9 protein-coding genes are annotated in these 16,313 nt (G+C 50.8%); 7 read left to right on the top strand and 2 right to left on the bottom strand.

Going from position 1 to position 16,313, the window contains the following annotated elements:
- Positions 1-18 precede the first annotated feature (18 nt).
- The 5 genes from DZK30_RS21555 to DZK30_RS21535 all read left to right on the top strand — a co-directional run bounded on the left by DZK30_RS21555 (position 19) and on the right by DZK30_RS21535 (position 5,909).
- Entirely contained in the window at positions 19-852 is an 834-nt protein-coding gene (locus DZK30_RS21555) for a universal stress protein (protein WP_118976258.1), read from the top strand.
- A gap of 253 nt (positions 853-1,105) precedes the next feature.
- Positions 1,106-2,581 (top strand): T9SS type A sorting domain-containing protein, encoded by a 1,476-nt coding sequence (locus DZK30_RS21550; protein ID WP_118976257.1) that lies wholly within the window; start codon positions 1,106-1,108, stop codon positions 2,579-2,581.
- 657 nt (positions 2,582-3,238) lie between these two features.
- Positions 3,239-4,075: an AraC family transcriptional regulator gene (locus DZK30_RS21545; protein ID WP_118976256.1), complete on the top strand. Its 837-nt coding sequence runs from the start codon at positions 3,239-3,241 to the stop codon at positions 4,073-4,075.
- 70 nt (positions 4,076-4,145) lie between these two features.
- Positions 4,146-5,267: an agmatine deiminase family protein gene (locus tag DZK30_RS21540; protein WP_118976255.1), complete on the top strand. Its 1,122-nt coding sequence runs from the start codon at positions 4,146-4,148 to the stop codon at positions 5,265-5,267.
- A 207-nt stretch (positions 5,268-5,474) separates the two neighbouring features.
- Positions 5,475-5,909: a DinB family protein gene (locus DZK30_RS21535; protein WP_118976254.1), complete on the top strand. Its 435-nt coding sequence runs from the start codon at positions 5,475-5,477 to the stop codon at positions 5,907-5,909.
- Positions 5,910-5,986: 77 nt separating this feature from the next.
- On the opposite strand, the gene DZK30_RS21530 is transcribed toward DZK30_RS21535, so the two are convergent.
- Positions 5,987-10,081 (bottom strand): DUF6923 family protein, encoded by a 4,095-nt coding sequence (locus DZK30_RS21530; RefSeq protein WP_118976253.1) that lies wholly within the window; start codon positions 10,079-10,081, stop codon positions 5,987-5,989.
- Between the two features lie 642 nt (positions 10,082-10,723).
- Here DZK30_RS21530 and DZK30_RS21525 point away from each other — a divergent pair.
- Positions 10,724-11,686, top strand: coding sequence for a TolB-like translocation protein (locus DZK30_RS21525; protein ID WP_118976252.1), 963 nt, complete (start codon positions 10,724-10,726; stop codon positions 11,684-11,686).
- Between the two features lie 86 nt (positions 11,687-11,772).
- Here DZK30_RS21525 and DZK30_RS21520 read toward each other — a convergent pair whose 3' ends face one another.
- On the bottom strand, positions 11,773-13,197 hold the full coding sequence (locus DZK30_RS21520) for a T9SS type A sorting domain-containing protein (protein ID WP_118976251.1): 1,425 nt from the start codon (positions 13,195-13,197) through the stop codon (positions 11,773-11,775).
- A gap of 551 nt (positions 13,198-13,748) precedes the next feature.
- Between DZK30_RS21520 and DZK30_RS21515 the strand changes: the two genes are divergently transcribed.
- A complete protein-coding gene (locus DZK30_RS21515) occupies positions 13,749-15,905 on the top strand; it encodes a phage baseplate assembly protein V (protein WP_118976250.1) in 2,157 nt (718 codons plus the stop codon).
- Positions 15,906-16,313 lie beyond the last annotated feature (408 nt).

Genomic DNA, 16,313 nt, shown 5'->3' with positions numbered 1-16,313 from the left:
ACATTTAATTCCAAAAAAATGAAACAAATACTCGTCGCCTCAGATTTTTCAAGCAGCGCAGGCAATGCATTGGCAGCGGCCTTCTCTCTTGCCAAGGTTCTGCAGATGGAGATTGCCGTCATTCATGCGGTGCATCCTACTGAAGGCATCAATAATAACATGTACAATGCGATTTTCATCGAAGATTATTATGCCAAAAAAAGATCGGCCTTAAAAGAATGGGCAGAAGCCATCGGCCGCGAAAAAGACCATACAGACGTTAACATTAAAACCATCTGCGACGTGGGCTCGTTGCGCAACGTGCTTACCAAGTATACGGAATATAACGACGTTTCCTTCCTGGTAATGGGCATCACCGGCGCCACGGGCATCAAAGGCATCGTGGGCAGCAATGCCAGTATGGCGGTTACCAAACTGAGGATACCGACGCTGATCGTGCCTTTGGAAAGCGCATTGCCTGCCGTCCCGGTTGTCACGCTGGCTACGGACTATAAAACGACCAAATTCTCTGTGAGGGATGTGAAAGCGCTGAAACAGATACTTAAGGTCTCCAAACCGAAGAAGCTGGAAGTGCTCCATATTTCCGAAAAGGATATGGATGAGAAAGAAATAAAAAACGGTGAGCAGAAATTAAAGGATATGCTCCCTACCGTAGAGATCAATTTTAATTACGTCGATGACGATGATATTAAGACATCGCATGGCATTATCGATTTTATCGAAAGCAATGAAACCGATATCCTGTGCCTGGTAAAACGCAATCACAACATTATATATCGCCTGTTTGCCAGCAGCACGGTCAATGAGATATTGAACAAATCCGTTAAAGCGATACTGGTGCTGCACGAGTAAGTCTATCGTATCTTCTTGCAGCAGGCGCTATAAACACACGCCAGACTCTGGTACGTCGGTGCTGCAACCGGGCTTAAGAATAGTGTACCGGTATGCTGCACGCTTCAGCAGAAAGGACCTAACTCCTCTTAAACAATGATCGGGAAAACCATGAAGTGAAAAATCATGGCTTTTCCCGATTGTTTTACCGTCTTGTACGCTATTACATTTACAGGATATTCATGCCATCTTCTAACCCGTAAATAGCTGCAAAATGAAAAAAACCAACACCTTCTCTTTTAAAAAAATTAAGCGTGCTTCTTTTCTGATGGGTAGTAAAGTTATTCTTCTATGGCTTTGTCTGGCGATGGGTAAAATGACTTTAAGTGCACAACCCTGGGGGCCACTGGGCACAGGCGCTAATGCCTTGAATGCAAATGGCAGTATCACCGATATTCTCGCCATTGCCGAGAACGATGTGTATGTTGCCGGCGACTTTAAAAATAGCGCCGGAAAGCGTTATGTAGCACACTGGAACGGCATTCAATGGTCGGAGCTGGGAACGGGCGTCAATACCCTTAATGCCAACTATTTTATTGGTGAGCTGGCCAGGGATCAGCAGGGCAATATTTATGCGGCGGGTGGCTTTACCAATAGTTCCGGAAAATATTACGTGGCTAAATGGGATGGTACCACCTGGAAGGAACTCGGCTCCGGCGCCACCGCCCTCAATGCGACCGATGAAATTCAGGCGCTCACCACCGATGCCAGCGGGAATGTCTACGCAGCGGGCTTCTTTTTCAACAGCTCAGGAAGACCCTATGTAGCGAAATGGGACGGAACGACCTGGGCAGAGCTGGGAACAGGCCCCAACCGGCTGAACGCAAACGGCTATATACACGATCTCATGAGCGATGCTGCGGGTAATATATATACGGTCGGCAATTTTCAGAACAGCGCAGGAAAAAAATATGTCGCGAAATGGAATGGCACCACATGGTCGGCGGTAGGAACGGGCGCTAATGGGCTCAACGCCGACGCACAATCTCATAAGTTATGCCAGGATGCATCGGGCAATCTGTATACCGGCGGACAGTTCGAAAATGAATTGGGAAAGGTCTATGTTGCCAAATGGGACGGCGTTTCCTGGGCGGAAGCCAGAAATGGCGCAGACAGAATGTATGTAAACGATCATGGTGTTATCCTGGGGCTCGCTGTTGATGGTCACAATAATGTTTATGCAGCCGGAACTTTTGAAAATAGTAACGGGAAACCCTATGTAGCCCGTTGGAGCGGCACAGCCTGGATAGAGCTCGGTGCCGGTGCCCGGGCATTGAATCCAAACAGCTGGATTACCAGTGTCACCTGCGCTGGCAGCGCTGTCTTTGCCGTCGGCAATTTTACAGATAGTACCGGGAAATTTTATGTAGCGCGGTATATGTACAAATCCGCCGCCGATCAGGTCTCTGGCGAAAAAGGCGTTGCGCCTGTGACGCAAAGCGACGCCCTGTTCCAGGTATATCCCAATCCGGCTACGGACAAAGTGATCATACGTTACGGCCAGGATCATCCGGCACTATTAATCGAAGTTAAAGATATCAACGGACGGGTGCTGAGTAGCCAGAAGGTGAAAGCCAATGATCTCGAAAACGGTCACACGGTTTCGCTGGAAACGCTTCAACCCGGGATATATATGATTGGGATCAGTGGTACCGGGGTCAGGTTCACGCAGAAGATCGTGAGGAAGTAAGCCTATTTTTTAACTCAATGTCGTTTAGTTAAGCATTTAAGGAAAAAGGCATGTAGTTAACCGCGAAGGACGCTAAGTTGTACGCAGAGGACACAAAGAATTAGTGTGAAATGCGTCGCTTAGAAGTATTTTACCATTAAAGGGATATGCCGGTAGCCAACAACCGACCTTGATCAGCTGCACTTTTTAGGTGCAGTGTCTTAAGTTGTTCAAAGGTATTGAGATGCTTCTATGACGCCCGCAGATGTGAGCATGAGCATGGTATGTTTATGGCTTGGGCTAACGTAACAATAAACTCGCCATTGTCATCCTGATCCGACGCTTGCGCAGCTTGCGAAGGGAAGGATCTCTTGCTGTTGAAAAAGGATATTTTTATAGGTTAAAAGAAAGCTATTCCCTTAGTTCAAGAGATTGCCCTCGCGGGGCGAAATTTTGAAATGCTATAGATACCTGATTTTCTCAACTAAACGACATTGATTTTTTAATTTCAAAAAGAATAAGTGGCTGTCCCCTATGCTTGCGCAAACAAGCTTTGGAGGCAGCCACTTTTAATTATCAGGTCCGAAGACCATTTCTTCCCCAGCCAGCAGGGAAATAGCCGTTTACAAAGCCCATGTCTGCTTTTTTCGTAATTTGTCTGGTATTAAAGCAGCCTATATGGATACCGGCACTACGGCAGACCTCACCCGCGTATACGATACACTCAGTTTTGTGACAGAGCACTACGACCGGCTCATTTCCATTAAAGAGCTGGAGCAGGTATCTCATTACTCCTACAGGAATATCCAGCGTATCTTTAAATATACCTGCGGAGAGACCATAGGCGCTTACCAGAAACGGCTTAAGGTGGAGCATGCCTACAAGATGATGCTGTATACCCGGGAAACACTTTCCTCTATAGCCCTTGAAACAGGATTTGCCAACCTGGCCTCCTTCTCCAAAGCCTTCAAACAGCACTTTGGCATGCCTCCCCGGACGGCAAAGCAGGGGAAGCATTCGCTGCTGGCGCGCGCAGCCATCGTTCCGCTCACAGCAGAACAGCATTTGAAGCCGGACATTGTGTATATGCCGCCTGTGACGGTCCACTATCAAAGCGCCTTTATTGATTACAATTACGAAGACATCGAATTGCTCTGGACCAGGTTTATGCTCAATTCCTTTCCTGCCGGTGAGACCCACTTCTACGGCATCGTGGCCGATGAGCCGTTGGTACGGGAAAACCTGAGGTGCCGGTACGATGCCTGTGCTTCCTGCCGGCCGGAGAACAGGAAGCTGGCCGTCAAGACTATCCCGGGCGGCAGGTATGCCTGCTTTCTGCACCAGGGCAGCTACGAAACGATAGAAGAAACCTACAGGAAGATCTATGCGGGATGGATACTCGAAACCAACCTTACGTTTGCGACAACACCGGTCATAGAGCATTATGCGAAACATCCCGGCAACACGGCCGCCGTGCAGGATCTGCAAACAAGCATATGGTTGCCACTGAGGTAAGATTGTCAATTCCGGACAACTAAAAGCGCGGCGGCGCCGGTAGCTTTGCCCTATCAAAATTCACCTTATAATGACACGCACAATGACGACACTGCTCATAATGTTATCCGCCGCTTTTATATCCTGCACCAAAGAGGAGCCGGGCAATCCTGATCGTCCTGCCGGAAATTCCGTTGGATACATCATGCCCGAAGAGGCGGGCCCGCATGAAGGTACCTGGCTTCAGTGGCCGCACCAATACCAATATGGCAAAATGTACCGCGACCGGCTGGATGCCACATGGGTAGCGATGACGCAAGCGCTGGTACCCGGCGAAAAGGTACACCTTATCGTCTACGATCAGGCGGAGCAGGATAGGGTTACTGCCCTGTTGCAGGCTTCCGGAATACCTATGGCAAATGTGGATTTTGTTATTAGTCCTACGGACGATGTATGGGTACGGGACAATGGACCAATATTTGCAAAGGATCCTAATGGCCGGCTGGTGATCGAAGACTGGGGCTTTAATGGCTGGGGCAGCAAAGCATCCTACAGCCATTGCAACAAGATACCCGCGGTAATAGCGGACGCCCGCGGCGTGGTACAGGTGGCGCTAAATGAGGTAATGATCAACGAAGGCGGGAGCGTTGAGCAGGATGGTAACGGCGTTCTGATGGCTTGCAAAAGCTCCGTTTTGAATGATAACCGCAACCCGGGAATGACCCAAAGCCAGGCCGAAGCATTGTTTACCAAATACCTGGGCGCCACCAGGTTTATCTGGCTTGAAGGGAAGGCCGGCCTGGACATTACAGATATGCATATAGACGGCTTCGCCAGGTTCGCCGATAGCACTACCCTGATTACCATGTCGGAAGAAGATCTTGATTACTGGCAGGTGCCGCAGCACGACATCCGTACTTTATACCAGGCTGTGAACAAGAACGACGTAGCCTATAAGCTGGCAACCATACCGCTGACGCAAAACGATGTCGTCACCACTTATGGTAAGAACGTAGGCAGGGGCTCCTATATCAATTATTATATCGCCAATAAGGCGGTGCTGGTGCCTAATTATAACGACCCTAACGACGCCATTGCCAATCAGCTGATCGGGACGCTTTATCCGGGAAGAAAGGTGATCGGGATCGACTGCCGCAACCTCTTTGCCAACGGCGGTATGGTCCATTGCGTTACGCAGCAGCAGCCCCGTTAAGCCGCAGCGAACTGATGCAAATGGGATAAGATACGCTCCCCTTCAGCCGGGATTGTGTTGGCCTTGTTGGCAAGTAAACGGCCTTGTGGCCGTAAGCTTAAACATACCTTCGCTCAGGTATGTTTAAGCCAGCTATTCCAGTACCGGCGGCTTATCCAAGGCTGGTTGTTCCCGCCGGGTGTATATTTATGACGTAAATTCTTTGTTATGCTGCAAGCGATATTGATCCCTTTCTACGAAAGAGATATCCGACAATTGATGGAAGAGCTCAGCCTGTTTGAGCGGGAAGAGGACCTGTGGAAGGTCCGTGGTTCTATAAAAAATGCAAGCGGTCATCTCGCGCTGCATATCACCGGAGGCCTCAATTACCTGGTCGGGACTTTGCTGGGACACACCGGCTATGTCCGCAACCGGGACCTGGAATTCAGCAGTCCGCCCGTACCCAGGGAACAGCTCATTGCCGGACTGGAAGCCCTCATTCCCATGATCCAAAGATCGCTGAGCACCCTGGACATGGCTTCCGATTATCCCATCCCTTTTGACGATGCGGTAAGGACCAATGGCTATGTGTTGCTGCAGCTGGCCCTGCACCTCAATTATCATCTCGGGCAGGTCAATTACCTGCGTCGCATGCTGACATAACAGGATATGGCCTTTAAAAATAGGGGCTGCCCTTCGCGGACAGCCCCTATAATGAAAAATGTAAACCTTTACTGCTATCAGCGGATAATGACTTTCCGGCTGATGTTGACGGAAGCATTGCTGGCTTTTACAAAGTAAACGCCTGCTTTTAATCCTTTGATCTCTGTTTGACCGGCAAAGCGGCCTTCACGCAACATTTTCCCGGTCTGGTCAAATAGCTGGTACACCACCTCATCCAGGTTATTTACCTTGATGGTAATGCCTTCCTGCTCTCTGGCCGGATTGGGGAAAATGGCAATAACCGCATCCATACAGCTGTTATGCAGCGATACAACGGGGCTGTAGCGGAAAGCACCATCCGCATCGGTCATCTTAAGCCGGTACAGATTGCGTCCTTGCGGCGCGGCAAGATCGACATACTGGTAATCCTTGTGATCCAGTCCCCTGCCCAGCGCAGGCACCGTTGCCAATATAGTCCATTTGCTTCCCGCAGCACTTCTTTCTATAGTCATATCTTTCAGATCTTCTTTTGCCGTTTGCCAGGTGAGGTAAGCCCTGCAATCGGCCATAGCCCCTTTGAAGTATATCAGCTCCAGCGGTAAGGGCGTCGGCGGCGGCAGAATAAGCACATAGGTGGTATCGCATACGGGTCCGTTACAGCTGGTGATACAGGTGGTTACCGTATCTGTAGCCGGCTGGGTACCGTTGGGCGTCCAGGTAGCGCAACCGCTGGCATCCAGCACCAGGGTACCATAGTTGGAACCTGCCGGTGTAATGCCGCAAGTGCTGTGTGTAGTGGTGTCGGTTACAGGAAGCTCGGGATTGGGCGTATTGCATATGGTTACCGGACAGGTATCGCAGGGCGGTACAACCAGCGTATCGGAGATACAATTGATCACCCGTACGGCCACGGTATCGGTACAGTCTGGTCCATTGGTCCAGATGAAGTGGTACAGGCCGCTCTGGCTGAAATCAGTGATGGTCGTATTGGCATTGGCTGGGTTGGTAATGGTAGCCGTTCCGGGGTTGTCTCCCTGGGCCGACCATTGCACACCGGATACCTGGCTCGCCGTCATGGTAACATAAGTGGAGATACAGATCATGGTATCCCTGCCGGCATCGGGCTTCACGCAGGAATTATGATTCAGGGTACCATCGTTGCCTGCAGAAGGCTGCCCCTGCGAGCGCAACGCTGCTGTGGTATTGCCCACTACATTGTGCACCGTATTGATCTTAAATACGCCGCCTGCAGTATTATCGCCAACGTAAAGATTACCTGATGCATCCATATAGGCCGCACCGAAAGAGCCTGCTGTAAAAGCGGCATTGCCGGTTACATTACCCACAGTAGTTACCGTGCCGGTGGTTGGGTTAACCCGGTATAAAGGATGCGGGTTACCGTTGCCTACACCATAGAGCAGCCCATCCATCGGGTTAAAGGCCCAATCGGCTATATTCATGGCTGTGGTATTAAGTACCGGCGCCAGGAGTGTGAGGAAGGTAGGCGAGGTTGGGTTAACATCCACCCGGAAGATCTGGGTCTGGTTGGAAGAATAAAGGTATAACACGCCATCGTTATCTACTGTGCCTACATTATAGCCACCGCTATACAGGCCGGGCACTACGTAATAATGCGGGATACCGTCTTCACCGATGCGGGCAATGCTGTCGCCGGTGAGTGCCTGGCCCGTGCCATTCACGACACTACCCCATATTTCACCATCGGTAACGTTGTAACCCACGGCATTGATATTACCGGCAGAAATGTTGACATCGGTGTACAGCGTACTTTGTGCTCCGGTACCCAGGTTAACGGAAATAATATCGGTTGCCGAACCGGCTACCGACTGGTAGAGGTATGCACTGGTATTGTTGACGAGCGGGCTCAGACAGTCGTCGACAACTACTGTTACCGTATCCTTACAGGCTGCTGTACCCCATGCAAACTGGTAGGTGCCTACTACAGTAAAGCCATTGATACGCGTACCCGCGGCAGCGGCATTGACGAAAGTCGTCACAGCAGGGTTGCCGGGGAGCACGTCCCAGGTAGCGCCACCCAGGGCCGCGGCCGTCATAATAGCCGGCTGATACTGGCATATCTCCTTATCGCCGCCAGCGCGGGCCGGACGGAGAATATTGAGATTCGCAGCCGGGTTGGATTCACAGCCGCTCGATACGAGCCGGCATACCGGGCTATATGTGCCCGAAGGCAACGTACCGAAAAATACCTGGCCGGTAAAACCATAGGTCGTACCACCATCGATGCTATACTGATAGTTGCCAATGGGCGTCGGTCCGGTAAAGGTGATCGAACCGTCAGGACTGGCGCAATCGGTTACGTCCGTTTTGCTCGCCGTAGGAACAGTAACGACGGGGTTGCTGAGCGTTTTGTTCACAGTTGCCGATACGCATCCGGTAAGCACCGACCGGGCCTTGGTGGCATAAGTGCCGGCAGCAAGATTGGGAAAGTTTACCACGCCTGCAGCGCCGAAATTGGCGCCGCCATCGATGCTGAATTCATAATTGGCCAGGGCGGTAGGACCTGTGAAATTAATGGCGCCGTTGGGGGTATTACAATTAGTAGGATTGGTACCCGCGGCAGTCGTCGGCGCGGTAGTCACCGTATTGGTGATCACCTTATTGGTAGAAGCGGCCGATACGCATCCTGCTGCAGAGCGGCTTTTGGTTACATAAGTGCCCGCCGGCAGGTTGTTGAAGACCGTTTGTCCAGGCGTTCCGAAGGTAGTACCGCCATCTACACTAAATGAAAAACTGGCCAGAGGTGTTGGTCCTGTAAACGTAATAGAGCCTGTTGCAGTGCTACAGCTGCTGGGGGCTACTGTAGAAGTGGGCGCTGTAACAGCAGGGTTGGCGATTACCTTGGCCGCAGGTGTGGGTGAGATACAGCCGGAAGAAACCAGCTGCGCCACCGTAGAATAGTTGCCTGCCGCAAGATTGGGAAAGGCCGTTTGTCCCGGTGTACCAAAAGTGGTACCGCCATCGACACTAAAGCGGTAATTGGCGAGAGGGGTAGGTCCTGTAAACGTGATCCTGCCATTGGGGGTAGTACAGTTGGTGACATTGGTTACAGTTGAGGCAGGTGTGGCCACAGCCTGGCTGGCTACGGTCTTATTGACTGTTGCTGACACACAGCCTGAAGAAACAAGCTTAGCCACGGTCTGATAAGCACCGGCGGTAAGCCCTGTAAAAGCAGCCTGGCCGGCATTGCCGAAAGTAGTGCCGCCATCGGTGCTGAACTGGTAATTGGCCAATGGTGTAGGTGCGGTGAACGTAATGCTGCCATTAGGCGCAATACAGTTCGTTACATTCACCACAGTAGATGCAGGACTCGTTACTACCGGTGCAGCAACCGTCTTATTGGCGGCAGCCGAAAGACACCCGGTAGCCGTTACTTTGGCGCGGGTGACATAAGTACCCGGGCTCAGATTGGGAAATGCTGTTTGTCCGGCAGTACCGAAAGTGGCGCCGCCGTCGATGCCGAATACCACACCAGCCTGCGCGGTAAAATTGATCGCACCGTTGGGTGTAATACAGTTTGTGGCTGCCGTCACCGTTGAGACCGGCGCTGCTATAGCCGGATTGGTGATGGTTTTGGAGGTTGTAGCAGAAACGCAGCTTGTCGCAACGTTGCGCACAACAGTCGGATAAGTTCCGCCTTGCAGGCCGGGGAAAGACACGACACCCGGCGCGCCGAACGTAGCGCCGCCATTGACACTAAAGGCATAGTTGGCCAAAGGCGTAGGGGCGGTAAAGGTAATGCTGCCGTTAGGCGTGCTACAATTCGTATTGTTCACCACGCCTGAGGCAGGGTTAGCCGGAACGGCCGGATTGGTGATCGTCTTAGCGGTCGCGGCAGAAACACAGCCCGTAGCAATCAGCTTGGAAACGGTTGCATAACTGCCACCGAAAAGCCCTGTGAAGACCGTCTGGCCTGGCGTTCCGAAGGTGACGCCGCCATCAATGCTGAATTGATAATTGGCCGTGGGAACAGGGCCTGTAAAGGTGATCTTGCCTGTTGCCGCAGCACAATTGGTATTGTTGACCACGGTGGAGGTCGGTGCTGTACATTGTGCGCGGGCTTCCTGTACCGGAAGCAGGGCCGCCCACGACAACAGCATGCTTAAAGCAAAGCTGCGTAGATGTCTGGTCATAGTCTGGGATTGATTTGGTGTAAAATAAAAGGCATGGTATCGTCTATATCTTTTATTCACATCAGCACATCGTTCCTCAAATGGCGCACGACACCCCGGTCATCTGTATGCTTCACATATAAGACAACTGCTACCGGTAACAGAGACCTGTAGCTCATTTGCAGCAACAACGGGCCGCTAACCGGTTAGGGGGCGGATGAGTGGCAGCCGGGATGTGTTTTGTAGATTGAGGTGCCTGAGAATTGTTTGGTTATGGTTTGATTCGGTTTCGGTGGTTATACTAAACGGGAACAAACTTAATTGTTTTCCTAATATAAAATACCAATACGCAATAATTAATCGTAGTAATTTATGATCAGATATGAGGATGGGTTGGTAGTATTTGGCTAAGGGCTGGCAATTCTATAGCTGGCAGTTTGCAGCTGTTATAGCCGTACTGCGGCGCACCTTTCATACTGTATCGTCCATGCCCGGTTACTGCATCAGGAGCCGGCTCCCTGAAAACATTTAGTATGAAAAACAATGCTTATCCCGATTGCAGGGGCCACCGGTATTGCTTTGCTTTGTGTTATCGGTCCTTGCCACATCACAACCGGGGTTTATTATGGTGCAACCGATTAAAGACAAGGATCAACACAACCCATGAACCACTATATACGACTATGCTTATTCATTGTCCTTGGAGGCGCAACACTATTGTCCTGCAGCAAGCAGCAGGACAACCCGGCGCCTGGCGCCGAAGGGGGCTACGCATCATTGGGTAATGGCACGATCTACTATGACTGGGCGACCGACGGTATTTTGAAATTCAGCCTGGCTACGGCAACTGTTTCGACAGCACAGCAGGATGATCTAAGCCGCAACGGCTGGGATATCAGCATCGATGGTACCAGGTATCTGCAAGCGGAAGATAAGAGTGGCGGCGGTTATGATACCGAGATCTATACGCTTACCAACCTTAGCAACGGTACCATCATTAGCCAGTTTGAAAAGCAATCGGGCTATGCCAACCATACTTTTCCCAAATTATCGCAGGATGCACAGCTTATCGCGGTGCCACCTACCTACGACGACGGGCTCATGATCCTGAATCTGCAGGGACAGATACTGCATAACCTAACCAGCTTCCAGGGCATTGAGATCGACAAAGGCAATGTCAATTGGATGCCGGACAATACTGTGATCTTCAGCACCGGCAACAAAATATGCCGCTCCAACCAGGCCTTCACCCAGGCATCGGTGATCAAAACATTGAACTTCGCTGCCTGGAACGACCTGACTGTAAGCCGGGACGGTTCCAGGATGGCCTTTGCAGCAAGCAACCATATATGGACCATGAATGCCGACGGAAGCGATCTGAGACAGGTAACTTCAAGCAGCCAGGTGGAAGTAACGCCGGAATTCTCACCGGATGGCAAATGGCTGCTGCTGGGCACCGATTATCATACGACGGGCCCCTTCGGTCATATATGGCGGCTGGTGATTATCCCGGCCAATGGTAACCAATACAATGTAGACGAAGGCGCCGATCCTAACGTGATCCCTCTCATCAGGCAGGGCGAAACCCTTCCTGAAGCCTGCGACGGCGGTCTGCTCTGGCGCTGACCAATTGCATGGCACTGCCCTGAAAGAAAAGTTGATGAAAAGCCGGGCGAACCGATGCCCACCCGGCTTACAAGCTAAAAAGCTGCTCAGCGGCATACCAGCTTCTTTACGATCTGCTCGCCACCGGCGCCACGGATCACCAGCAGGTAATTGCCGGGAACAGGTCGCTTGCCCCACCGGAGCACATTATCGCCGGTCGTCAAGTCCTGCTCCCAGCGGTACCCGATCCGGCCCTGGTAATCGGTGAGATACAGTTGGGCTTTTTTCAGAGGCTGCGTCCCCTTCCAGCCGACATGAACCTGATCAGTAAAAGGATTGGGATAAACGCTGATACTCCCGTACTGCGCCATAGCGCCGCCGATCGCCATTTCTGTTTCGTAATTTTCGTAGTAATACCGGTATACACGGAACGCAGCCGGAGCACCCCGCTGAATCGTCTTCTGCGTTACCGGGTTATCAAATGCATTGTATTCGATCACGTTATAAGAAACAGCAGCGTCAGGGTTCGGATTGATTCCGCCCACATAATAATAGATAGTGTCGGTTAATCCGGCAGCGTTAAAATGCTTTGTCTCCCAACTGAGTGTTGCCGGTTGACCCGATGGCTCGTAGTCCTGGATATAGCGACCCTGGTAAACAGTGTGGGTCCCATCGTAGGTAAAAGAATCAGCTTGTTCTGGCAGGTACCCAGCCCCGATGGCCGCATACGACTTGATGGTCTGCAGTCGCCCGTCGGGGTAATAGGTAAAATAATACAGGTTGTAAGATACTTGCTGTCCATCGCTTCGGATACCAACACGTTCCAGCTCAGTAATGCGGTCACCGGCGTCATACGTATAGGTCCAAATCGATAGCGGTGGCAAAAGCGTATTACTTCCCACGTAGTAAGAAGAGTCGGATACCACACGCGTAAAGCCAGTATTATAATGCAGTTTCCGCTTCGTGGTCGTATCATTGCTACCCTGGTAATACATTACATTTTGTATATGATTGCCATTGTCATACCCCACAGCATAGGAAAAAGGGAGGGAACCACCACTGAAGGTATAGGTATATTTCTGTACCAGGTTCTGTTGCTGATACGAGACAACCTGGCGTTCCCACAATCCGTTCATATGCTTATAGACCAGGCTATCCGGCTTTACTTCATCCATTGTCGCCGGCAATGCGCCCAGACCTTCCGCTACCGGAGCGTTCAGCGCCGAGACCCCGGTGTTGAACTGGCAGGTCGCCCGGTTGAAACGGGAGCCCCGGTTGCCGGAATAGTAAAGGCGAGTTGTATCCCAATAGTAGGATAACTCGCCGATGTTGTCGTCCAGTTTGATCGCAATGAGCCTTTGTTCTATTGCGGTAGGTTTATTTGCCGTTGCTGTCCCCACCCTGTTCAGCAGAAGGTTCAGGATATAATCGCGGGTTTGCCGTCTTTGCTCCTTACTCGTAGCAGGTAAAGTTTGGGCAGCGGCGTGGCAGGCGATACCCAGTGCCAGGTAAAGAATACAGATCTTTTTCATGATGCTTATGGTTTTAAATATGGCTTTAATGTTTGGCTGTTTTATAGTTAAAGAACATCATACCCTGTTGCCTTGAATACCCCCTCCGGATACTGCCGGCATTGCTGTTACACAAGCCTGTTGTGTTGGTTTCGGATCTACAGCGACAATGGCGCTTTTGTTCCATTTTATAACGAGGCTATTGTTTAATGGTTGCTTTGAAATAAAACATCATAACAGGTAAATATATTTCATTCTTTAAAAATAATATTATCGAAGAAAAAGAAGCAGGATTATCTTTTATAGAAGCCAAAGCGTTATAGGCTGTCTGTTGCCTGAGTCCTGCCGCATAAAAATAATCTATATGAACATAATTTAGTACTTCTGTTTCAAGCCGATGCAATAGGATATTGTTGCGGCTACATTATGCTCTATACCATCAGAGTTGATTCGTTCTTTTAAAGAGGAAAAAATATAATCAATTGATTATAAATTTTTTAAAATAAGAACAAATATTTAACACCAGCGTATATAAATAATTTTGTTTTTTTATATCACTAAACACCTGCCCTATGTCCACACTACCCACCGAAGCATCCGGTGATCCTGTTGCGTCCGGAGCAAACATAAAAAATGCAATTCAGCAAGCTATGGCTGCTGCAGCCATAAATGCAGGAAAAAGCAAGCTGCCCGGTGAAGCGGCCGCCATCCTTGACCAGGCGCAACAGGCACTCAACTTCGCTCCTCCCATCAATAAGGCTTCACCTGGTCCCGGGATCAATGGCATCAACGGGCAGGTGCCTTTTGAACAGCTAAGCACCGCTGAGGCAACACAGATAGCCATGGCTGCTATAGCGGGTCAGCAAGCCGGGGCAATTCCGGAAGCTATTGAAGCCTTTACCGTACCGCGCATAGCTACCCGGGTGTCTATAAATGGTCAGGCGATCAGCGAAGTATTGTCGTTACAGATCCACCAGGAAGCCGGTGCTCACAACCGGCTTGAACTGCGCTTTTTCCACGACGAGGTCCAGGCACAGGGAAGCCTGCTTATCGACGGCGCCGAAAAGTTGCTGGGCCAGGTAGCCGAGGTGGAACTATACGATAGCAACGGCATCGACCCGGGTAAGCTACAAAATCTGTTTGTAGTGGCTGATGTACAGCTGGAGCAGGATACGTTAAACGAAGGCGTGCTGCATATTACCGGCTATGCGCCTACCTGGCTGCTCGACGGACAGCCGCATTTTGAAACGTTTTACAAGAAGAATTTAAATACCATAGTAAAAGAAAGTACCAGCCGCTCACTGGCCCAGGTAAAGGCATCGTTGAAAGCGGATGCCACTCTGAGCGATACGCTGCCCTTTGTATGCCGTTACCACGAAAGCGTGTGGAACTTCCTCAAGCGGCTTTCGGCCGGGACAGGACAATGGCTCTATTTTAATGGCAGGGAGCTCCTCTTTGGCAAACCTGAAGCCCGGAATGGCCCTGATATTGTATATGGGCAAAATTGCTCCCGCATCAACATGAGCATGAAGGTACAGCCGGTACAGCAGGGCTTGTTTGACTATGAAGCCGACAACCACCAAGCCATCAGCGCAGCGGCCGACAGCTACAACGGCAATGCCGGAACCTATACTAACATCGCCTTCGGGAAATCGAAAGAGCTGTTCGGCACCATATTGTCGGTAAGCAACCAGGGCTTGCTACCGGCCAGGCAGGCCACGCTGGAAGCGATGGGCAAGAGTATAAGCGCCCGCAGCGCGGCCGGCATGTACTATGTTACCGGAGAAACCACGGTATTCGATCTGAGCGTGGGCCTTAATGTCAATGTAGCATTGAAAAGAAAAGACCAGACTGCCCAGCACACACCGGTGCGCATTATTGCTATAGAACATCATTGGGAGATTACGGGGCAATACTACAACCGCTTTACCGCTATTCCGGCAGCAGCCGAGGTGCCGCCGGAGCTGGTCTATATAAAACCGGTGACCTATCCCATGCTGGCTAAAGTGATCGATAACCATGATGTCCAGGGCCGGGTACGCGTGCAGTTCATGGGCTGGCAGCAGGAGAGCGGTATTCCCGAAACCGATTTTATCCGCGTGCTGACGCCCGATGCCGGCGGCGCTGGCGATAAGGTGGCCACCAACCGCGGCCTGGTTACCATACCCGAGATCGGCGACCAGGTCTACGTCGACTGGGAAGGCGGCAACACCGATCGCCCCTTTGTGACAGGGAGCGTGTTTCACGGGAAGGTAGGTGTGGGTGGCGGCAGCGGTAACGATGGTAAAAGCCTGACCACCAAAAGCGGCCATACGCTCACGATGCACGATGGCGGCGGCATAAGCCTTATCGACAAATCCAAGCTGAACCATATCAAAATAGACGGCAACAATAAAATAACGGTAACGGCAGGCGCCAATGTAACCCTGACCAATGGCAGCGCCACCATATCGATGATCGGAGGAAAAATAAGCATTCAGGCCAGCGAATCGATCGACCTGCAGGCGCCACAGATCACCATGGGGAGCTATGGCGGCGAACATCCCACCACACAGATCGATGTAAAGGCCCAGAATATAACGCAGGATGCCGAAACCAATATCACGCATACCTCGCCTCTGATCGACTACGGAAAGCCGGAAGGGACCCTGAACCTCGGCGCAGCAACGGTAAATGTAAACGGCAGCACCGAAGTCAATATCAGCGCTCCTGTAATTAATGCCAATTAAAAAATGATGTCGTTTAATTAAGAAACAAGGTATCTATAGCATTTCAAAATTTCGTCCCGTGAGGGCAATACCTTGAGATAGCTTTTTGCTAACCTATACAAATATCTTTTTTCAACCGGAAGAGATCCTTCCCTTCGCAAGCTTCAGATCAGGATGACAATGGGGCGTTTACCGTTACATTGGCCCCAACCATAAGCTTACCATTATCATGCTGACATCTGCGGGCGCCATGGAAGCATCTAAATGCCTTTGAACAACTTAAGACATTGCCCTCGTAGGTATAGATCATCAAGGTCCGTTGTTAGCTACCGGCATATGTCTTCAACCGGAGACATGCTTTTAATGAAGTAATGGCGCCAAATCTTTGCGCTCTTTGCGTGCAGCTTGGTGACCTCAGCGGTTAACGAC

Origin of the sequence: Taibaiella koreensis (assembly GCF_003545715.1) — a bacterium.
Lineage (GTDB): Bacteria > Bacteroidota > Bacteroidia > Chitinophagales > Chitinophagaceae > Taibaiella > Taibaiella koreensis.
The sequence above is the reverse complement of the archived record's forward strand: the minus strand, read 5'-3'. Positions and strand labels throughout refer to the sequence as shown.